Origin of the sequence: Kaistella jeonii (assembly GCF_000812865.1) — a bacterium.
Taxonomy (GTDB): Bacteria; Bacteroidota; Bacteroidia; order Flavobacteriales; family Weeksellaceae; genus Kaistella; species Kaistella jeonii.
Genome location: NZ_JSYL01000002.1, coordinates 110,996 through 130,844, shown reverse-complemented (window position 1 = coordinate 130,844; position 19,849 = coordinate 110,996). Strand labels below are relative to the sequence as shown.

The 19,849-nt window shown below is 33.7% G+C and carries 19 protein-coding genes and 1 tRNA gene; 11 read left to right on the top strand and 9 right to left on the bottom strand.

Going from position 1 to position 19,849, the window contains the following annotated elements; genetic code table 11:
• Positions 1 to 13 precede the first annotated feature (13 nt).
• Positions 14 to 2,062 carry a glycosyltransferase gene (locus tag OA86_RS03180; RefSeq protein WP_039348767.1) on the top strand — a complete coding sequence of 683 codons (2,049 nt, stop codon included), beginning with the start codon at positions 14 to 16 and terminating at the stop codon, positions 2,060 to 2,062.
• A gap of 106 nt (positions 2,063 to 2,168) precedes the next feature.
• Here OA86_RS03180 and OA86_RS03175 read toward each other — a convergent pair whose 3' ends face one another.
• The gene (locus OA86_RS03175; RefSeq protein ID WP_039348764.1) at positions 2,169 to 2,513 is read right to left on the bottom strand and encodes a phosphomannose isomerase type II C-terminal cupin domain; all 345 of its coding nucleotides are present in this window, start codon (positions 2,511 to 2,513) and stop codon (positions 2,169 to 2,171) included.
• A 172-nt stretch (positions 2,514 to 2,685) separates the two neighbouring features.
• Between OA86_RS03175 and gltX the strand changes: the two genes are divergently transcribed.
• On the top strand, positions 2,686 to 4,197 hold the full coding sequence (gene gltX / locus OA86_RS03170; RefSeq protein WP_039348761.1) for a glutamate--tRNA ligase: 1,512 nt from the start codon (positions 2,686 to 2,688) through the stop codon (positions 4,195 to 4,197).
• 48 nt (positions 4,198 to 4,245) lie between these two features.
• Positions 4,246 to 5,202 (top strand): acetyl-CoA carboxylase carboxyltransferase subunit alpha, encoded by a 957-nt coding sequence (locus tag OA86_RS03165; protein ID WP_039348758.1) that lies wholly within the window; start codon positions 4,246 to 4,248, stop codon positions 5,200 to 5,202.
• Between the two features lie 175 nt (positions 5,203 to 5,377).
• Here the strand turns inward: OA86_RS03165 and OA86_RS03160 are convergent, their stop codons facing one another.
• The 4 genes from OA86_RS03160 to OA86_RS03150 all read right to left on the bottom strand — a co-directional run bounded on the left by OA86_RS03160 (position 5,378) and on the right by OA86_RS03150 (position 9,839).
• Entirely contained in the window at positions 5,378 to 6,088 is a 711-nt protein-coding gene (locus tag OA86_RS03160; protein WP_039348755.1) for a cell division ATP-binding protein FtsE, read from the bottom strand.
• Between the two features lie 160 nt (positions 6,089 to 6,248).
• Positions 6,249 to 6,407, bottom strand: a complete 159-nt coding sequence (gene rpmH, locus OA86_RS15485) for a 50S ribosomal protein L34 (protein ID WP_074781389.1) — start codon at positions 6,405 to 6,407, stop codon at positions 6,249 to 6,251.
• 151 nt (positions 6,408 to 6,558) lie between these two features.
• The gene (locus OA86_RS03155) at positions 6,559 to 7,980 is read right to left on the bottom strand and encodes a T9SS type A sorting domain-containing protein (protein ID WP_169743939.1); all 1,422 of its coding nucleotides are present in this window, start codon (positions 7,978 to 7,980) and stop codon (positions 6,559 to 6,561) included.
• A gap of 461 nt (positions 7,981 to 8,441) precedes the next feature.
• Entirely contained in the window at positions 8,442 to 9,839 is a 1,398-nt protein-coding gene (locus OA86_RS03150; protein ID WP_082017287.1) for a T9SS type A sorting domain-containing protein, read from the bottom strand.
• A gap of 294 nt (positions 9,840 to 10,133) precedes the next feature.
• Here OA86_RS03150 and OA86_RS03145 point away from each other — a divergent pair, with 294 nt between their 5' ends.
• Entirely contained in the window at positions 10,134 to 11,141 is a 1,008-nt protein-coding gene (locus OA86_RS03145; RefSeq protein ID WP_039348745.1) for a DHH family phosphoesterase, read from the top strand.
• Here OA86_RS03145 and OA86_RS03140 read toward each other — a convergent pair.
• The 4 genes from OA86_RS03140 to OA86_RS03125 form a co-directional block, all read right to left on the bottom strand.
• Positions 11,138 to 11,920, bottom strand: a complete 783-nt coding sequence (locus OA86_RS03140; RefSeq protein ID WP_039348741.1) for an alpha/beta fold hydrolase — start codon at positions 11,918 to 11,920, stop codon at positions 11,138 to 11,140. The two genes, OA86_RS03145 and OA86_RS03140, sit on opposite strands and share 4 nt — an antisense overlap.
• A gap of 12 nt (positions 11,921 to 11,932) precedes the next feature.
• Entirely contained in the window at positions 11,933 to 12,439 is a 507-nt protein-coding gene (locus OA86_RS03135; protein WP_039348738.1) for a hypothetical protein, read from the bottom strand.
• A 70-nt stretch (positions 12,440 to 12,509) separates the two neighbouring features.
• A complete protein-coding gene (gene dtd / locus OA86_RS03130; RefSeq protein WP_039348735.1) occupies positions 12,510 to 12,959 on the bottom strand; it encodes a D-aminoacyl-tRNA deacylase in 450 nt (149 codons plus the stop codon).
• Positions 12,960 to 12,985: 26 nt separating this feature from the next.
• Entirely contained in the window at positions 12,986 to 13,435 is a 450-nt protein-coding gene (locus OA86_RS03125; protein WP_039348732.1) for a hypothetical protein, read from the bottom strand.
• 100 nt (positions 13,436 to 13,535) lie between these two features.
• Here OA86_RS03125 and greA point away from each other — a divergent pair, with 100 nt between their 5' ends.
• The 7 genes from greA to OA86_RS03090 all read left to right on the top strand — a co-directional run bounded on the left by greA (position 13,536) and on the right by OA86_RS03090 (position 19,615).
• Complete coding sequence (gene greA / locus OA86_RS03120) at positions 13,536 to 14,006, top strand: transcription elongation factor GreA (protein ID WP_039348722.1); 471 nt, start codon at positions 13,536 to 13,538, stop codon at positions 14,004 to 14,006.
• Between the two features lie 143 nt (positions 14,007 to 14,149).
• A complete protein-coding gene (locus OA86_RS03115; protein WP_039348719.1) occupies positions 14,150 to 14,539 on the top strand; it encodes an HIT family protein in 390 nt (129 codons plus the stop codon).
• A gap of 71 nt (positions 14,540 to 14,610) precedes the next feature.
• A complete protein-coding gene (clpX, locus tag OA86_RS03110; protein ID WP_039348717.1) occupies positions 14,611 to 15,792 on the top strand; it encodes an ATP-dependent Clp protease ATP-binding subunit ClpX in 1,182 nt (393 codons plus the stop codon).
• A 121-nt stretch (positions 15,793 to 15,913) separates the two neighbouring features.
• Positions 15,914 to 17,887 (top strand): T9SS type A sorting domain-containing protein, encoded by a 1,974-nt coding sequence (locus OA86_RS03105; RefSeq protein WP_246008075.1) that lies wholly within the window; start codon positions 15,914 to 15,916, stop codon positions 17,885 to 17,887.
• A gap of 17 nt (positions 17,888 to 17,904) precedes the next feature.
• Positions 17,905 to 18,141: an Fjoh_0651 family PID-CTERM protein gene (locus tag OA86_RS03100; protein WP_039348712.1), complete on the top strand. Its 237-nt coding sequence runs from the start codon at positions 17,905 to 17,907 to the stop codon at positions 18,139 to 18,141.
• A gap of 61 nt (positions 18,142 to 18,202) precedes the next feature.
• Positions 18,203 to 19,486: a TlpA family protein disulfide reductase gene (locus OA86_RS03095; protein WP_039348710.1), complete on the top strand. Its 1,284-nt coding sequence runs from the start codon at positions 18,203 to 18,205 to the stop codon at positions 19,484 to 19,486.
• A 55-nt stretch (positions 19,487 to 19,541) separates the two neighbouring features.
• Positions 19,542 to 19,615 (top strand) — tRNA-Met (locus OA86_RS03090).
• Positions 19,616 to 19,849: the final 234 nt, after the last annotated feature.

The window sequence follows — 19,849 nt, the reverse complement described above, 5'->3', positions numbered from 1 at the left end:
TGATAAAATAATTATGGGACTTTTAAAAATAATTAAATATTTTAAAGAAAAAAAAGAGCGAATTGAAAAATTGGAATCTATAAATTATGCAGTTTCAATCCCTAATGAACTAAGTCCTATCGCACTCAATTTTCCTTTACATACCCAACCCAAAGTTTCGATAATTATTCCGTTTTTCAATCAGGAAAACTATACTTGGGCCTGCTTAAAATCGATCTTCGAGAATCTACCAGAAGTATCCTTCGAAATTATATTGGTCGATGATCACAGTCCCGATGCTTACGATTTCTCATTAGTCAATAATATTACGATTTTAAAAAATAGTTCAAATCTTGGTTTTCTAAGAAGCTGCAATAAAAGTATTTCTCAGGCGAAAGGCGAATATATTTATCTTTTAAATAATGACACCATCGTTTTGAAAGGCTTTCTGGATGAGTTAGTATCTGTCTTTAATAACTTTGATAATGTTGGTGCAGTCGGATCAATGCTAATAAATGCTGATAACAGTTTGCAGGAAGCAGGAAGTGTTATCATGAAAAATGAGAAGATTGAGCAAATTGTTACCAATAAAAAAACTTTTTATCCTGAAATCAATTACATCTACAAAGTAGATTACTGTTCCGGCTGTAGTTTGCTTTTTAAGAAGAATGATGATCGTGGCGGAATCAATTATTTTGATGAGCAATTTGCACCTGCTTATTTTGAAGAGACCGATTTGTGTTTCCGTCTAAAGTATGAACAGGGAAAAGACACTTACTATACTCCTTTTTCTAAATTAATTCATTTTAATGGAGTTTCTTATCATCAAATGAAAGATAATACTCCAACTGAAAAGGATAAATTATTTGAAAGAAATCTTTCTTTATTCAAACAAAAGTGGCAAACTCAATTAGATGCGATTCAATCTAAGACCGTTCAAGAAAGAGTTTTAGAATTGAATAATGATAATAATATCTTTTTTTATAATAATGAATTGCCGCATTTTGACAAAAACTCTGGTGATCTTCGACTAACAGAAATTATAAAAGCCTATAAAAGACAGGGATTTAATGTGTTTTATGTAGTAAGAAATAACCTCATCGACAATCCTTATAACGAATATTTTCAAAGACTGGGAGTTTGTGTTTATTATGAACATCTCCCTTTAAAGGATTTCAAACAATTTTATAAAAGAGTATCGGTCAAAAAATCAATTGCCTGGTTTTATGCGGGTTATGTTTTCTATAAACAGTATGGTAGCGTAAGGGAAATGTTTGACAAATGTTTTATGGTTTATGATATGGTCGATATTCATCATCTTCGGTTTAAGAGGACGCTCGAAAATTCGCCGAACGATAAATTCTATAAAAGGAGTTATGATAAATTCTTAAAGTATGAGCGGATCTCCGCGGAGAAAGCTGATTTAGTAATTCCTATTTCAGAGGACGAAAAATCATATATGGAAAAATTTGTGCATTCTAAAGATTATCTTGTTATCAGCAATATTCATTACGTCAAAATACAAGAGTTGGAAGCTCCTAGCTTTGCATCTCGAAAAGATATTCTTTTTATAGGATCGAAGCATCATCCAAATATTGATGCGGTTTATTTTTTAGTAAACGAAATACTTCCATTTGTTTGGAAGAAAATCCCAGATCTAAAACTAAACATCATCGGAAATGTTAAAGATGAAATTAATGATATTATAAATGATAAAGTTAATTTTTTAGGCTTTGTTCCAGATGTTAAAGATCAATTTCTCAATAACAGACTTATGGTTGCACCTATAAGATTTGGTGCTGGTGTAAAAGGGAAAATAGGGCAGGCTTTTGAATATTTCTTACCAGTAGTTAGTAGCACTATTGGAGCAGAAGGAATGAAGCTGACAGATTATAAAAATGCTTTGATTGAAGATGATGCGCAGTTATTTGCTGAAAAAATCATACAATTATATACGGATGAAAATCTTTGGAATGTGTTGAAAAATAATTCTGAAGAAAGCCTTTATCCCTTTTCAATTGACCATTTACAGAATCAATTAGAAAAAATAAATATGAAAGCAAAAGCATCATTCAAAAAATAACTTTAATAGAATTTTAGAAAGATCAAAAGGTTTTAGAAATTTGGGGGCAGATGATTTTTTTTAATTCTTGCTTGAATTCCTGTAATAAGTTTAATGATTGCGAAATTTAATTTCTTTCGTAATCATCATCTAACCGCACGATATCATCTTCGCCGAAATAAGTTCCGGTTTGTACTTCTACAAAAACTACCGATTTTGAACTTCTATTTTCGATGCGATGTTTTGCTCCTAAAGGAATATGAATGCTTTCTCCGTATTTCAAGTGATGTTCGATCTCATCAAGAATTACAACTGCTTCACCTTCTACGATCGTCCAAAATTCCTGCCGATGATGATGATATTGGTAAGAAAGTCTTTGGCCTGGATTAACTTCAATTCTTTTTAATTTATAGTGAGGTTCATCTGCTAAAACGTAATATTTTCCCCATGGTCTTTCGCCAATTTCTAACATAGTTGCTTTATTTATTTACAAAAATAAGTAATTTTATGAAATATGATGTTTAGAATTTTTAGCCCGTTGAAAAATTATTGAGAAAGTGTTTAGTGTTATTGCTTAAAACAATAGGATTTAAGATACAAATGGAGGATTTTTCTTTAAATTTGCAACTTAAATTTTAAGAAAAATGAGCAAAGTAAGAGTGCGTTTTGCACCAAGTCCGACCGGACCTTTACATTTAGGAGGAGTAAGAACCGCTTTATACGATTATCTTTTTGCGAAAAATCAAGGCGGAGATTTTGTTTTAAGAATCGAAGATACCGATACCGCAAGATTTGTAGAAGGTGCCGAAGAATATATTTTAGAAGCATTGGAATGGTGTGGAATTATTCCCGATGAAAGTCCGAAACATGGTGGCAAATTTGCGCCTTACCGACAATCTGAAAGAAAGGATATTTATGATAAACATTTGGTTGAACTCCTTAAAACAGATTTTGCTTATCTCGCCTTTGATACGCCGGAAGAATTGGATGAGATACGCAACGAGTTTGAAAAAAACGGTGAAGTTTTCGCCTACAACTATATCACAAGAAATCGGTTAAAAAATTCTTTGACTTTATCTAAAGAAGAAGTTCAGAAATTAATTGACGAAAAAGTTCCTTACGTTGTTCGTTTCAAAATGCCCGTAGATCGAATTTTAAATCTGGAAGATATTATTCGAGGGAAATCTTCTGTAAATACTAATACTTTAGATGATAAAGTGTTGGTAAAAAACGACGGAATGCCGACTTATCATTTTGCCAATGTTGTCGATGATCACGAAATGGAAATTTCTCACGTTATTCGTGGTGAAGAATGGCTTCCTTCTCTTGGTTTGCATTACTTATTATATGAAGCGATGGGTTGGGAAAAGCCTGAATTTGCTCATTTATCTTTAATTCTGAAGCCTGAAGGAAAAGGAAAACTCAGTAAAAGAGATGGCGATAAATTTGGATTCCCAGTATTTCCTTTAAATTTTAAAGATGCTGAAACTGGAAATATTTCTAAAGGATTTCGTGAAGAAGGTTATCTTCCGGAAGCATTTATCAATATGGTTGCACTGCTTGGTTGGAGTCCGGCAAACGACCGGGAGATTTTGACTTTGGAAGAAATGGGGAAAGAATTCGATTTAAATAAAGTTCATAAAGCCGGCGCAAGATTCAATAAAGAAAAAGCGGAATGGTTTAACCACGAATATTTGAAAGTAAAATCTAACGAAGATGTTTTAGTATTATTAAGGAATGTTGAAGGAATTAATCTTAAAAATTCAAGTGATGCTCAATTATTGAAAATTATTTCATTAATGAAAGAAAGAGCCACTTTTGTTAAAGATATTTTTAACGAAGGAAAATTCTTCTTTGAAGCTCCAACCGAATATGAGGAGAAAGCAGTGAAAAAATCATGGAGTGAAGGAACTTCAGAAGTGATGAAAGATTTTATTTTAAAGCTACAGAATTCTGACTTCGAGGCTGAAATATTAAAACAAGACATTCATGATTTTGCAGAAAGCAAAGGATTGGGAATGGGAAAAGTGATGATGCCACTACGATTAAGTCTCGTTGGCGAATTAAAAGGACCAGATGTTCCGGATATTATGCAAATCCTTGGGAAAGATGAGAGTATCGCAAGAATTCAAAATGCAGTGAATAATATTTCCTGATTTCCTATATTTTTCCCTAAATTTGAAAGATAATTTTTAATTACAAAAATGGAATATTTAAGTTTTGAACTTCCGGTTAAAGAATTGATGGATCAGTATCAAACCTGTTCATTGGTTGGTGAAGAAAGTGGAGTAGATGTAAAACTCGCTTGCTCGCAAATCGAAGATAAAATTATAGAAAAAAAGAAGGAAATATATTTGAATCTTACGCCTTGGCAAAGGGTTCAGCTTTCCCGTCATCCAGATCGTCCTTATACTTTAGATTTTATTAAAGGAATTACGGATAAAGACAGTTTTTTAGAATTGCACGGCGACCGTAATTTTGCAGATGATCCCGCAATGATCGGCGGTTTAGCAACAATCGATGGAGAAAGAGTAATGATTATCGGGACGCAAAAAGGAAGAACAACGAAAGAAAGACAATTTCGTAGGTTCGGAATGAGTAATCCGGAAGGCTACCGAAAAGCGTTAAGATTAATGAAATTGGCTGAGAAATTTAAAATTCCTGTGATTTCTTTAATCGATACACCTGGAGCTTATCCTGGTTTAGAAGCCGAAGAACGCGGACAAGGTGAAGCAATTGCAAGAAATATTTTTGAAATGACGATGTTAAAAACGCCGCTTTTTGTTTATATCATTGGTGAAGGAGCAAGTGGTGGTGCATTAGGAATTGGCGTTGGAAATAAAGTGTACATGTTGGAAAATACTTGGTACACCGTAATTGCGCCAGAAAGTTGTTCATCAATTCTTTGGAGAAACTGGGATCATAAAGAAGATGCAGCCAATGCTTTGAAATTAACCCCTGCTGATGCATTGAAAGAAAAATTCATCGATGGAATTATTGAAGAACCTCTTGGTGGAGCACAATACGATCCACAAGTTGCTTACGACCATTTGAAAGTTTCTATTCTGCAAAACATTAAAGCTTTTTCTAAATTTACAGGAAAAGAGTTGGAAACTCAAAGACAGGACAAATTTATTGCAATGGGTCAATTCAAAGGATAAGAATAAAATTGTAAGATTTAGATAATTGTAGATAAGAATCAATAGGAACGGGCTTTAGCCCGTTTTTTTATTTAAATTATGGTTGGCTTTAGCCAAAACTTATCATATTTCTATAAAAGAAAAATCCTGTAGTTATTAATTACAGGATCTTTTATATTTAAAAACGTTTTTAAAATTATTCAAAAAGTTCAGCGGTATCTAAAACCGTCACTTTTCCATCTTCACAACGGATTGCTTCACCTGGGAAGTTTTGAATCATGTGATAATCGTGCGTTGCCATAACTACCGCAGAATTATTTTCAAAAGCTACTTGTTTTAAAAGGGTCATAATCTCGTTTGAAGTTTCTGGATCCAGGTTACCAGTAGGTTCGTCTGCCAATATCACTTCAGGATGGTTCAATAGTGCTCTCGCAATGGCGATACGCTGTTGTTCACCACCAGAAAGTTCATGCGGCATTTTGTGTTTTTTAGATTTCATTCCTACACTTCCGAGGACTTCATTGATTCTGTCATCCATTTTAGTCTTATCAGTCCAACCTGTGGCTTCTAAAACAAATTTTAGATTTTTCTCAACAGTTCGGTCTGGTAATAATTGAAAGTCCTGAAAAACAATTCCTAATTTTCGTCTTAAGTTTGGTACGTCAGAAGTTCGAAGTTTTTGCAAATCAAATCCAGCAACATTGCCTTGACCGGAACTTAAAGGAATGTGTCCATAAAGCGTCTTCAATAAAGAGCTTTTTCCGGATCCCGTTTTCCCGATGAGATAGCAGAATCTCCCTTTTTTAATATGAAGATTCACCTCATTTAAAACAGTGAAGTTTTTCTGTGCAATTTTTGCATTGGTTAGATGAATTACGTCTTGGCCTTCTTGAGAAGAATGTGGCATATTTTTGTTTGATTGAAGTTGATAAAATTGAAAGTGGTTTAACAGCAATCCAAAAGTAGAGAAAAGTTTCTTTTTCTGCTAAATATTGGCAAATTTTAACAAACAAAAAATGCCTGAAAAATTACTTTCAAGCATATTTCGTATATGATAATTCCTGAGATTATCTCTTAGCGCGCTGTGCACTTACAGTTAAACTCTTTCTGCCTTTCGCTCTTCTCGCCGCCAAAATTCTTCTACCGTTAGGTGTTGACATTCTTAGACGGAAACCGTGTTTGTTTCTCTTTTTTCTTTCCGATGGTTGAAACGTTCTCTTGCTCATTGCTAATATTTTTAGTAAAAACTATATCTTATTTTTCAGATTGCAAATATAAGAAACTTTTTATTTTCTACAAACTATATCTCTTGTTTTTATAAAGAAAAAGAGATTTACTTATAAAGGTAAATCTCTTCTCTATTTTAAAAAACTATTTCTATTTTTTAATAAATTTGGTAGTTGTACTATTTCCGTCTTTATCTTTCATTTGAAGTAAATAATTACCTTTTGCTAATCCTTCTACATTAATCTGATTTTCAGTACTTTTCACTGCAATCAATTTTCCACTTACATCATAAACTTTAGCATCATTCACTTTCATTCCGTTTACAAAAAGTATTGTTTTTACTGGATTTGGGTAAATGCTGACACTTTTTCCTCCCACTTCTCCTGTTCTTAAGATTCCTCCGCAGTTCGTAGAGAGTATATCCAGGGTATAATCTACACTAAATGTGCTATTTGCAACAGCTTCATTTGCTACAATCACCATTGTTGAATTTGCGGGCATCGTAATGCTCATTGTTGCTACTGAACTACCAAAACTACTTGTTCCAGAATCACCAATATAATTTAGAGCAATATTAGCTGGATTAAAAGAACCAGAGTAAGCTACTAAATGAACTTGATTAGTTGGGTCTGGGTTTGTTAAATTTACAGTTACACAATTTGTTGTTGACAGCGTATTTTGTATAGTATACGATTTATAATGATAATTGCCTGAAAATGCTGGAGTCGGATAAACTTTTGTAGTTCCACAAACTGATGGAACTGCGTCTCTATAAAGTCTTGTTGTTTCTGTGAGATCTGTACTAAGAATTCTTCCTACATACGTTTTACAAGGAGCTGCAACAGCATTGGTTTCTATACCATCCAGACTGAACTGAAGATCTTTTAACTGACCTGCGATGCAAATGGATCCAGTATTCCATACCGTATTACAGGGAGTTGCAAAACCATTTCCTGGGTTAGTCCATGCAAATGGTGCGCTTAACGTTGCGGTATCAGTATAAGTTTCCCAATACCATTGTCCGCCACCTGTAAAATCTAACACAGCCTGTACAGAAACCCAGTATTTACCCGCAGCGAGTGTCAGTGCAGTAGCAAGGGGTAAAGCGGGGCTATTAGAGCCTGCTGCCAACATCACATTTTCTGTGCGAACTATTGTTCCCGGTAAATTAGAAGCGGTATTGGTATAAAAAGTAACATTGTACGAAGTAGGATAAACAGGTGAAACGGAATATCCTCGCACGTAAACGGCACTAACTTGCCAGGATTTACCTGCAGGAACTGTGAAATCATCTGCTGCATTAGAACTGTACTGAGCATTTGCTGCTTCAAACTGTTGCGAGGTTATAGTACTGGTGCCAATCGGGGGAAATTGTCCGTACAACAATGGAGCATTTATATTTTGGGAATTAAATGCTTTATTGTAAGCATCCAAAGTTACGTAGGGTTTCGTGGGGGTGTTGTAAACAACTGGAAGTTGTTGTACCGTTTTCTGAACATCCGAGTTTCGATTGGTTTGTGAAAACAAAAGCAAGTTGCAAGCGGTGAGCAACAAAAGAGTAATTTTTTTCATGATCATTATTATTTTGGGTTAAGAAATTTTATTAATTCTGCTATAGAAATGTTCGACTTTAAATTAAGTAATAGAAAATACACGAACAACCAATTTTATAGGGGTGTTACATCTTGTAATCAATAGCTACAAAAATTAGCATACCAAAATTGCCACTTTTAATTCAATTTTAATGCTGGGAAATCACCCATGTTTGTCAGGTGAAATGACCCTATTTATGTAGGTGTTTTAACGGTACATCTTTTTTTTATTGTTGAATTCTGTGAAATTAACAGCGAAACCTACCTTTTATTAAAAGGAAATAAATTCTTCTCAACTACTTTTTTAAATGTTTATTGATAGATGTAAAAACTGAATCGTAAGAAAGAACTATTTTTTATATATCCTATTTAAGTCTTAGTGAAAAAATAAAAAAAGTCTGCTTATGAAAATAAGCAGACCCTTTTAATAAAGATGATTGTTTAATTTTTAATAAACTTATCTTGATATACTTTCCCAGATTTGTCTTTCATTTGAAGTAAATAATTTCCTTTAGTAAGTCCTTCTACATTGATCTGATTTTCTGTACTTTTCACTGGGATTAGTTTTCCGCTTGCGTCATATACTTTCGCTTCATTCATCTTCATCCCGTTCACATAAAGTAAAGTTCTAACAGGGTTTGGATAAATACTCACGTTGGAGCCGGTAACTTCGCCAGTTTTCAAAATGCTTCCGCAGTTTCCAGCAATTACACTTAAAGTATAATTGTTGATGAATGTAGTGTTAACCACAACCTCACTAACTACCAAAACTACTGTAGAACTTGCGGGCATCGTAAATGCCATATTAGATGAACTGCCACTAAATGGACTGGAACCTATATCTGCTAAGTAGTTCTGTGATAAATTTGCAGGATTGAAAGTACCGCTATAAGCAACTACAAACATCTGATTTGCTTCTGGATTTGTTATAATAATATTAACGCATTGAGCTGATGCAGCAGTATTTTGTATCGTATATTTTTTATAATGATAATTTCCAGATCCTATATTACCGGGATAAACTTTTGGGGTACCGCAAACCGAAGGATTTCCGTCTCGCGTTACTCTAGGAGTTTGGGTAGGATCGGTAGAAACAATTTTATCCGTAAATGTTTTACAAGATGATAAGATATTACCATTCAATGTAAAACTTAAATCTTTAGCAGATCCTGGTGAACATACGGATCCTACTCCCCAATTTGCGGAGCAAGTTGTCCCAAAACCATTTCCTGGGTTTATCCAAACAAAAGGAGAGCCGAGTGTAGAGCTGTCTGCATAGGTTTGCCAAAACCAGTCACCGGGTAAATCTGCAACTGCCTGAACAGAAATCCAATATCTTCCTGGATTTAAAAGCAAGCTAGTGCCTAAAGATAAATTAGGACTTTGCGTTCCCGCAGAAGGCTGTATATTTTCCTGTCTGATAATAGTTCCCGGTAAATTGGTGCCACTATTTGCGTAAATAATGACATTATAAGAATCAGGATTTTTTGCTGTCAGAATGTAACCATCAGCAGCAATATTTTTTATCTCCCATATTTGTCCCGCGGGAACTGTAAAATCATCTGCTGCCGTGCAGTCATACGTGGCATTTGCCGCATCAAATTTTTGGGATCTGATTGAATTGACAAATGGAACCTGTCCATAAACGCGGGGATCCAAATTATTGAGAAGTGCAAAATCATCACTATATTCTTTCGAAGTTTTGAAAATTTTGGTCGGCAATTTTTGAATGTTTTTTGTAACAGTCATTGGTGTCGGCATTTTGTTATCGGTGCCGTCATTTTGAGCAAACATCAGAATGCTGCAAATTGTTAAGAGAAACAGAGTAATTTTTTTCATGGTGTAAAGTTTTAATTGGTTTATATAAAATTATTATTGCAAAGCTTTAATTTTCAATTCAATAATGAAATATCAAATCGACCAACGACGAAAATAAACGACGAATGACACTTTCTTTTAAATTTCTGAAAGAAGATTAGTATTGCAAATTTCTTCCTTATTTTATTTATGAGAGCGGTGAAAACACCCTTTTTCGTCAAGCTAAATCACCCTAAATCGCAGATTGAAATTTTAGCGCGGCTTAAATTTGTCAAAAACAAAGATTATCTTTGCAATTCCAAAAAATTGTACTAAATGTTTACTTCTACAGAAATTTCCGAAATTCAAAAACTGTTAACACCAGAGAAAAAGATTGTAATTATCACCCATTATAATCCCGATGGAGATGCTATTGGATCCAGTTTGGGTCTGAAACATTTTTTAAAACAGAAAGGTTTAGAAGCTGATGTTATCGTTCCAAACGATTTCCCTAAATTTTTGAAATGGATGCCCGAATCCAAACAAATTATTATTGCAGATTATAAAAGAAAGCAAGCCGGAGAAGCAATTTATAACGCTGATGTTATTTTTATTTTAGATTTTAATGCTTCTCACAGAAGTGGTAATTTAGTTGGTCCGTGGATTGAGAAAGCGAGAGCGAAAAAGATATTGATCGATCATCATCAACAACCTGATGATTTTCATTATGTGTATTCCGATGTTACAATACCTGCGACTTCGCAAATGGTATATCATTTTATACAAGAATTAAACGAAGAAAATTTAGTAAATAAAGATATCGCAGAATGTCTTTATACCGGCATTATGACTGATACTGGAGGTTTCCGTTTTCGATCAACCAGCGCGACAACTCACCGAATTGTGGCTAATTTAATTGAAAAAGGCGCAGATCCAGCAATGATTACTTCTAATACTTGGGATACAAATACGGTTTCAAGACTTCATCTTTTAGCCTTAATTTTAGGTAGAATTGAAGTAGTGAAAGACGGAAAAGTTGCCATTCTTTGGTTGAAACGGGACGAATTGAAAGAATTTGGTTTCCAGAAAGGAGATACGGAAGGTTTTGTAAATTACGGTTTAAGCATCATGGGAACACAAGTTGCCGCATTTTTTATGGAAGATTTATATGATGATTTTATCAAAATTTCTTTCCGTTCCAAAGATGAGGTTGATGTAAATCAGTTTTCCCGAAACTATTTCAACGGCGGTGGTCACATCAACGCAGCCGGTGGAAAATATATGAAAACCATCGAAGAAACCATCGTTGATTTCAAAGAGAAAATAGAAGCTGAATATTTTTAAAATATTAAATTTTTCGGTAAATTGTGAAGAAGTTCAGTATTAATAATTTCTGCACAGATTGTCGGCTTTTCCCAATGTCCATTATGCCCGCAATCTAAAACGTAAGATTTAATATTCGTTTTTTCTGGTAAGTTTTTTGTGGTTTTTTCCACGTTTATTGCATTGTCGTGTTTCCCGCAAAGCACCAAAATTTTACCTTCAAAATTCTCCAGCACCGATTTTTTGTCGGTTCTTTCTATCATTCCTTTTACCGCTGCTAAAACGCCCTCATTTTTTGTAGAAAGAGCGATTTCTTTTGCGAGATTTATCTTCCCTTCCAAAATATCTTTTTCATTTGGATTAAATAGATTGGGAACTCCTGCACTTACATAAGTAGGAAAGGCTTCTTTGATGATTCGGAGACTTTTCTTCCGTTGTTCTTTTTTCTCTTCGTCATCTGCAAAATAAGTGGAGAAAAATAAAGTCACACTTTTCAGAATCTCTGGATATTTTTCGGCAAACGCCAACGAAACATAACCTCCCATTGAATGACCGAGAAGGTGAAAATTTTTGAGTTTTAAATAATCCGTCACTTTTTTTACTTCTTCCGCCATCAATTCCATCGAATGAATATCGGAATAAATTTTAGATAGACCATGTCCAGGAAGATCAATTTTTATGAGTGTAAAATCTTTTGAAAGACCCACTTCCAAATCCTCCCAAATAAGTAGATTTTCCATAAAACCATGTAACATGACAAGGTTTTCTTTTCCTTTTCCAGCTATTTCGTAATTCAACATCAGAGGTGATTTTTAAAAGTAAATATCGATATAGTCAGCAAATCCGGAACCATTAATTTTATTCTGTAATCTCCAGTATTTTCCTTTTCCTTCATCAAAGAAGGTTGTTTTTTTAGTTCTTTTAAAAACAACTCCGTTAATTTTTTGTGTGATTTCTCCTTCAAAATTAAGATGTTTTTCAGAAACTCTTTTTATGGTGCCTTTTATTTCTAAAGTATTTTTGCCTGATTTCGCATTTCCGTTAAGCGTGTATAAATCACGACCAGTTTTTTCGAAGTTTGCCGTTCCAGCAAATGCAGACGTTTCATCTGAAGTGAATTTAAGCTGATGGCTTCCGCTCAGATCTTTGAAAATATTTTGTTGATTTAAAATTTCAATACTGTCATTCATTTTTTTACGTACGATATTTACAGATTCGATTTTTTTAGCTTCCGGAGAAAGAACTTCTGTTTGATCATTATCTTTTTTTGAACAGGATATTATTGATATCGCAGAAATTAAAAGGATAGTTCGCTTCATATATTTAATAGTATTTTCATCAAATTTAATTAAAAATAAGAGTTGTTTTTGAAGTGGAATGAAATTTAATTTAAAGTTTCGTTTTAGAATCCATCACGATTGTTACCGGACCATCATTCAATAAAGAAACTTTCATGTCTGCACCGAATATGCCGCTTTCAATTTTCAAATTTGATTTTGAAATTTCAGTTTTAAAATATTCAAATAACGGAATGGCTTTCTCTGGTTTAGCTGCCTTTATGAAAGAAGGTCGATTTCCTTTCTTATAATCTGCAATTAAAGTAAACTGACTGATGCAAAGAATTTCACCGGAAATATCCAGAATCGATAGATTTAGTTTGCCATCCTGATCACCAAAAATTCTGAGATTCAAAATTTTCTGAACAAGCCAGTTCGCATCACTTGATTCATCTTCTTCATCAACGCCAATTAATAAAAGCAAACCGTTCGAAATTTCGCCCACGATTTCACCATCAACTGTTACACTCGCTTCAGAAACTCTTTGAATAGCTGCTTTCATTAAAAAATAAGATTTAGGAAAAAAAATTAATCAAAAATAGAAAGAATTCCGGAAGTTGAATCGAAATTGTATCGGTAAGTTTTCGGCGCAATTTGGGCAACATTAGTAGGTTCACCCGTAATGAGAATCCATGTTGCATTGTCTTTTGGACAAACTACTTTGATGTTGTTTTCGACAACCAAAGTAGTGTTGTTATCAGGACAAATGTGAGGAGCATTTCTATCATATACTTTAAAGCCGTTTGTTGTTCTTACGACAATCAAACCGCGTGTTCCAGATTCTTGTTGGTTAACATAGATCCATCCATTTACATTTTGTAGATCGTAATACGCGGGAAGATTAAGGTTTAAAACAACGTTGATAGGAATTTTAGGAAAACAACTGACTGTTTCTTCCCGACTGCTGCATGAATTAAGATTTAAGGCGCTGAAAATGAGTAATATTGGGAAAAGTAAGATTGAAATATTTCTTTTCATTTAAAATAAATTTATATCTTTGTAAAACGATCAACGCAAAAAAACATTGTCCGACAAATGTCGGATTATTTTTTTATACTAACGCTAAATATAAGAACTTATGGCAAGTTATGTTACCAAAGATGGATTAGATAAAATGAAAGCTGAACTGGAGCTGCTGGAAACCATCGAAAGACCAAAAATTACACAGCAAATTGCTGAAGCTAGAGATAAAGGCGACCTTTCTGAAAACGCAGAATACGATGCTGCAAAGGAAGCACAGGGAATGTTAGAAATGAGAATTTCGAAATTAAAAAATTTACTGGCAGATGCAAAAGTAATCGATGAAACTAATTTAGATACTTCCAAAGTATCCATTTTGACGACTGTACGTTTGAAAAATATGGTAACGAAAGGAGAACAGAAATTCACTTTAGTTCCTGATAATGAAAGCGATTTGAAAGCTGGAAAAATTTCAATAAATACACCGATCGCAAAAGGACTTTTGGGTAAAGTAATTGGTCAGACCGCAGATATTGTTTTGCCAAACGGAAATAAACTTTCCTTCGAAGTGCTGGAAATTTCTATCTAAAATTTTAAATGATTTTAGACAAAGTTTTACGAAGTCTTTAACAATCAATTTTTTAATTAAATTGTAATTTTGCAATATTATAGAAACTGAGGTGGTTGTGTACTTTAAATAGTTTCTAAAATATAATTACAAATACCAAAATCATGAGTTCCATATTTACAAAAATTATAAAAAATGAAATCCCTTCCTATAAAATTGCGGAAGACGAAAAATATTTAGCTTTTCTGGATGCAATGCCTTTGGTGAAAGGTCACACTTTAGTCATTCCGAAGCAGGAAATCGATTTTATTTTTGATCTGGAAAATGAAGATTTCAGAAATCTTTGGAGTTTTGCGCAAACTGTTGCAAAAAAACTGCAGAAAACTTATCCCGACAAAAGAATTACTGTATCTGTAATCGGATTAGAAGTGCCACACGCACATATTCATCTCATTCCTATTACCGAAATGGGTGACATGAATTTTAAAAATGTACGTTTGAAATTTTCTAATGAAGAATATCGCGAGATTCAAAACTCGATTCTTAATTTCTGAAAATACGATTTTGTCAAAGTGTTTATACTTTGACAAAATTTTTTAATTTAACTCTTAACTTATTATTATATATGAATTCAAACGAGTGTTCTTTTTGTGGAAGAAAACGAACTGAAGTACAAATGCTGATTTCCGGAAACAACGGATTTATCTGCGAAAACTGTATCGAACAAGCTCATGCAATTGTAGCGGAAGGCGCTTCAGATTCAAAATTTTCGCCGGCAGAAACTATGGCAGATTTAAAAAAGCCCAAAGAAATTAAAGCATTTCTAGATCTTTATGTTATTGGACAAGATCAGGCAAAAAAGCAGCTTTCTATTGCAGTCTATAATCATTACAAACGTATTTTACATGCCAAGAATGAGAACAGGGAAGTTGAAATAGAAAAATCCAACATCATTATGATTGGTGAAACTGGGACCGGCAAAACGCTTCTAGCAAAAACAATTGCTAAAGAATTAAATGTTCCGTTCTGTATCGTCGATGCTACTATTCTTACCGAGGCAGGTTATGTTGGAGAAGATGTAGAAAGTATTCTATCGCGTCTATTGATGGTTGCTGATTATGATGTAGAAAAAGCCGAAAAAGGTATTGTTTTTATTGATGAGATCGACAAAATTGCCAGAAAATCTGATAATCCAAGTATAACAAGAGACGTTTCCGGTGAAGGAGTGCAACAAGGATTGCTTAAATTATTAGAGGGAAGTATTGTAAATGTTCCGCCACAAGGAGGTAGAAAGCATCCTGATCAAAAATATATTCAGGTAAACACTCAAAATATTTTATTCATTGCAGGTGGTGCTTTCGATGGAATTAAAGAAATTATTGAAAAACGTCTGAATAAACAAGCTATTGGATTCAGCATGGACAAATTAAATAAAGTTGAAGACGAAGATTATATTCTGCGTCAGATCAATGCAATCGATCTGCGAAAATTCGGTCTAATTCCAGAGCTTTTGGGGCGTTTCCCTATCGTAACTTATTTGGAGAAACTCGACAAGGAAACCATGATCAGAATTATGAAAGAACCAAAGAATTCGATAATTAATCAATTTGTTGAGTTATTTAAAATGGATGGAGTTACGTTGAAATTTAGTGATGAATCCATTGATAAGATTGTTGATGAAACAATGGATAAAGGATTGGGAGCGAGAGGTTTAAGAGGAACAACCGAAAAAGTTTTAGAAGACTTTATGTTTGATATTACTACTCAAAAGAAAATTACATTAACCAATGATAATGTACATTTCTAGTATTTTTTTAGGATTTTCATTGAAATACTAAAAATTATGAATACATTTGTAACTGTATTATTTTTCAGCTAAAAACACAAAACACACAATAATGAAAAAAAATCTATTAACTGTGGCGCTTATGGCGCTAAGTTTATCCGTTGGTGCCCAAGTCATCTGCAGTGTAAATAAGGATGCGGTTTTTTATGTAGGAGAAAACGCACTGGTTTATAATGGTGGTGGCGTTCAAACTCAAGAAAACGCAATTTACGATGTACGAGGCAATGTTATGATTGTAGGATCAGGTTCTGATCTTTTCAAAACTTTAGCCTTAGGTGGAGGTAATAAATTAGATGGAGGAAATTTTATCCTTAGACTAAATACCCCAGCAAGTTCAGCAACTTCTACTTATGGTCAGCTTTACATAAATGGTTTGGCTCAAGGTAATATGACTGCGATTGTCGATAAAGAATATCGTACTCCTAAACATGGAACGTACCAGCAAATTGCATTACCATTCAACAATAAAACACTTTCCAGCCTTTCAGGAACACCTTCTGCGATAGGAACTTTAGGGAAAGTTTTTTCTAACGCAAGATATTCAAAAAATGAAATTTTAACGTGGAATAATTCTACTGCTGTTTCAGACAATTTGAATGTATCTGCTACAACTCCTAACAACACAACTTATTATATGTTGGGTTCGAATGGTTTAGATTCTGGAAATCCACCTATGACAATGCCTTCCAATATTGATCCAGCAGACCCTGCTTATATTGGTGGAACTAACCTGCAACGATTTGGTACAGTTTATACCTTAAGAGGACAAGCTTTTGCAAATGGAGTAACTGAAACTTTGGCTGACGCAGCAAAAAATGTAATTTTTGGAGCAGGAGGGAATAATAATAATTCCTACAATGAAAGATACAACACTTATCTTCAAGATGATTGGGATGCAGCTACTGCTTGGAGTGGTAACTTTGGTAAAAACATTTACCAATTCGGAAACCCTTATTTGACAAATTTAGATTTAGGCTTCATTAATAAAACCGAGACTGGTACTACTACGGATAATAATCTTATTACAACAGTACAGGGTATTCGTTACGATCCAGGAGTTGTTACTACTGATAGCGGAGGAACTTATTCTGTAGCAGCGAAATTTATAAATTTTACTGATTCCGGAGGTACCCCGAATGCAAGTTTTCCAGTAGGAGATGTTGGTTTGATTATAAAGCCGATGCAGACATTTGTTGTAAAACTTAGAAATAATTTAACTGCACAAACTTTAAATTTTGATAATTTGAGAAGATTTAAAAATTCTCGACGATTGGAGGGTACTAATTATGACGTAAACGCTTTAAGATCTGGTGGTACAAACAGTAGTACCATGAAACAATTAGGAATAATTGGACTAGACGAAAATGGACAAGAAATCGCTCGCACTTATTATGCAGTATATCCCACCGCAACTACAGGTCACACTGCTCAACCAACTGTACAGTCAACGTTGACAAGTACAAATATCCTGGGAACTTATGAGGAAGATGTTAATGGTGGTTATGATATGAACTACATAGATTCTTATTGGTTATATATCAACGAGGCCAATGAAACAGACTTCTTTGGAAAAGCAATTCCTTTAGCGCTATATGGTACTAGTATTAAATCTTTAAAATTTGAAGTTAGAGAAAATGCAGAATTAATACCAGACATGGAACATAATTTATCAACTGGAATTGGATTTTATTATAAATCAACGGATGGAGCAATTTCTGAGGTTGCACAGAACCAGGTAATCCCAGTAGTGGGAGATAAATATAATCTATATTATGGAAAATCAACGCTAATACTAGGAACTGATGGAACGGCAAAACCTTCAAGAACAAAGGTTATTTACAACGGTGCCATCAATAAGTTTGTAGTACGTTTTGATCCTCAATGGAAAAAATCAGATATTAATGTTTATGATATGAGTGGAAAATTGGTTATTTCTCAAAAAGGTGTTGTAGCCGATAAGGATTTTGAGATAAATCTTGCGAAAGCTAATGCAGCTTATATCGTAACAGCTGTTTCCGAAAAAGGAGAAAAAGTTAGTTCCAAAATTATCAGATAACATTTAAAACACAAATTATGAAAATTTTTAATAAAACTTTATTTTTTTTATTCCTGATTATAGGAACATTATATAAAGCGGGAGGAATTCCTGGTGATGTCCCAGCTCCGCCTCCTGGTGGCGGTGGTGGCGGTGGAGGTACAGGTCCAGGTACAATGTCTTCACCAATTGATATGTATGTTTATATTCTAGCATTGGTCGGTTTTCTTTTGATTATTTACTTCGCGAGAAAACAACATAAAAGTATAGCTTAAATATTTGCTAAAATTATATGAAACCCATCGAAAATTCGGTGGGTTTTTTTATATTTACACCATGAAGAAAATTTTAGCAGTACTTAGTTTAGTCCTCTTGAACTCATTATCAGCTCAATTTAAAATTGAGATAGAAGCACCGCCAACTTTCACTCCCAAAGAGGTTTATCTTTATACCTTAAGTGGATCAAAAGACCTCTTGGAAACTAAGGAGGTTAGAAAAGGAAATACGTGGCAAATCAATGTCACTAAACCTTATTCCGGAATGATGAAGCTGTACTTTCCAGAACAAAATGTATCGATTAATTTTATTTCTGAAAATAAAAATGTAAAATTAAAATTTGATGTTGAAAAATCCAAGGTTACTAATATTCAATATCTAGATGATAGTAATTTCGTGATGAATAATTTACAGGACGTGCAACAAAAAAAAGAATTTATTCTGCCTGCATTATTTCAAATGAAAGAATATTACAAAGACAATACAGATTTCGGGAAATCAATTGAAACCGAAATTGGTCGTTTGTCAAATAATTCTGATATAAGTGTTAAATATCCGTTTGTCAATTTCTACAAAACGAATTATGCCAGATTCTTAGAAAAAAGTGCTGCGAAAAAACCCTTAACACATGAAGAAATTATTGATTTTCTTACAAAATCAAATTACCTGTTAGAAACCTCATCGCTTATGAGACCAATTCTAGTTGCTTATCTAAACATTGGTCCTAGTGCGAACGTTTCCTCAGATATTGACAAGTTATTGACCGCCGTGAATATAGAAACACCTCGTGGTCAGACGGTACTGTCAGAATTTATTGAAATTTTTGACCTTTATGAAATGAAGGATTTGAAAGATAAATATCTTACAGAGGCCAGCAATTTGAAATGTACAATTAATGAAAGGCTTTCCTCTACGATCGCAACTAACAAGAATACAGAGATTGGCGCGCAGTTCCCGGACCAAATATTTACCCAGCCAATCAATACAAAGGCAAAATCACTTTCTGAAGTGAAAGCTGCTAAGAAAATTATTATTTTTTGGGCCTCTACTTGTTCACATTGTGAAGCTGAACTCCCTAAATTTCTGGAGAAATACAACGCCTTACAAGCCCAAAATATACAAATAATTGGTCTTTCTCTGGATAGTGAAAAAGCTTCGTACGAAAATAAGGTGAAGAGTTTACCTTGGATTAATGATTCTGAACTCAAAGGTTGGTACAGCTCTTATGTTGACAAGTATAATGTTCATGCTACTCCGTCGTACTTTATACTCGACTCGAATAACAAGATTATTGCCAAGCCCGATCATGCAGCAGATGTATTTTCTTATTTAAAATTAAATTAAATTAAAATTTTTGCTACCTCACAAAATATTTTTATATTTGCACCACCGAAAAAAAGGCGAGGTAGCTCAGTCGGTTAGAGCGCAGGATTCATAACCCTGAGGTCACGGGTTCAATTCCCGTCCTCGCTACTAAAAAACCCAAACAATTGTTTGGGTTTTTTTATTTTAAAATTAAACAATGGTTCAGACCTAAATTGTCATTTTGATATTTCAACAAATAATCGTTAATTTTTTACTATAATTTTGTTGAATTATTAATAGATATAATTATTCGTTAGTAAAATTATAATATTTACAGTCTATAAGTATTAAACAGATATTAATAATGAAAATTATTTATTTTTTTCTATAAAAAATTTTGGC

Excerpts from the sequence above, each read along its gene's own strand:
- OA86_RS03180 (WP_039348767.1), top strand. The coding sequence starts at position 14 with ATGGGACTTTTAAAAATAATTAAATATTTTAAAGAAAAAAAAGAGCGA.
- OA86_RS03175 (WP_039348764.1), bottom strand. The coding sequence starts at position 2,513 with ATGTTAGAAATTGGCGAAAGACCATGGGGAAAATATTACGTTTTAGCA.
- gltX (WP_039348761.1), top strand. The coding sequence starts at position 2,686 with ATGAGCAAAGTAAGAGTGCGTTTTGCACCAAGTCCGACCGGACCTTTA.
- OA86_RS03165 (WP_039348758.1), top strand. The coding sequence starts at position 4,246 with ATGGAATATTTAAGTTTTGAACTTCCGGTTAAAGAATTGATGGATCAG.
- OA86_RS03160 (WP_039348755.1), bottom strand. The coding sequence starts at position 6,088 with ATGCCACATTCTTCTCAAGAAGGCCAAGACGTAATTCATCTAACCAAT.
- rpmH (WP_074781389.1), bottom strand. The coding sequence starts at position 6,407 with ATGAGCAAGAGAACGTTTCAACCATCGGAAAGAAAAAAGAGAAACAAA.
- OA86_RS03155 (WP_169743939.1), bottom strand. The coding sequence starts at position 7,980 with ATGAAAAAAATTACTCTTTTGTTGCTCACCGCTTGCAACTTGCTTTTG.
- OA86_RS03150 (WP_082017287.1), bottom strand. The coding sequence starts at position 9,839 with ATGAAAAAAATTACTCTGTTTCTCTTAACAATTTGCAGCATTCTGATG.
- OA86_RS03145 (WP_039348745.1), top strand. The coding sequence starts at position 10,134 with ATGTTTACTTCTACAGAAATTTCCGAAATTCAAAAACTGTTAACACCA.
- OA86_RS03140 (WP_039348741.1), bottom strand. The coding sequence starts at position 11,920 with ATGTTGAATTACGAAATAGCTGGAAAAGGAAAAGAAAACCTTGTCATG.
- OA86_RS03135 (WP_039348738.1), bottom strand. The coding sequence starts at position 12,439 with ATGAAGCGAACTATCCTTTTAATTTCTGCGATATCAATAATATCCTGT.
- dtd (WP_039348735.1), bottom strand. The coding sequence starts at position 12,959 with ATGAAAGCAGCTATTCAAAGAGTTTCTGAAGCGAGTGTAACAGTTGAT.
- OA86_RS03125 (WP_039348732.1), bottom strand. The coding sequence starts at position 13,435 with ATGAAAAGAAATATTTCAATCTTACTTTTCCCAATATTACTCATTTTC.
- greA (WP_039348722.1), top strand. The coding sequence starts at position 13,536 with ATGGCAAGTTATGTTACCAAAGATGGATTAGATAAAATGAAAGCTGAA.
- OA86_RS03115 (WP_039348719.1), top strand. The coding sequence starts at position 14,150 with ATGAGTTCCATATTTACAAAAATTATAAAAAATGAAATCCCTTCCTAT.
- clpX (WP_039348717.1), top strand. The coding sequence starts at position 14,611 with ATGAATTCAAACGAGTGTTCTTTTTGTGGAAGAAAACGAACTGAAGTA.
- OA86_RS03105 (WP_246008075.1), top strand. The coding sequence starts at position 15,914 with ATGGCGCTAAGTTTATCCGTTGGTGCCCAAGTCATCTGCAGTGTAAAT.
- OA86_RS03100 (WP_039348712.1), top strand. The coding sequence starts at position 17,905 with ATGAAAATTTTTAATAAAACTTTATTTTTTTTATTCCTGATTATAGGA.
- OA86_RS03095 (WP_039348710.1), top strand. The coding sequence starts at position 18,203 with ATGAAGAAAATTTTAGCAGTACTTAGTTTAGTCCTCTTGAACTCATTA.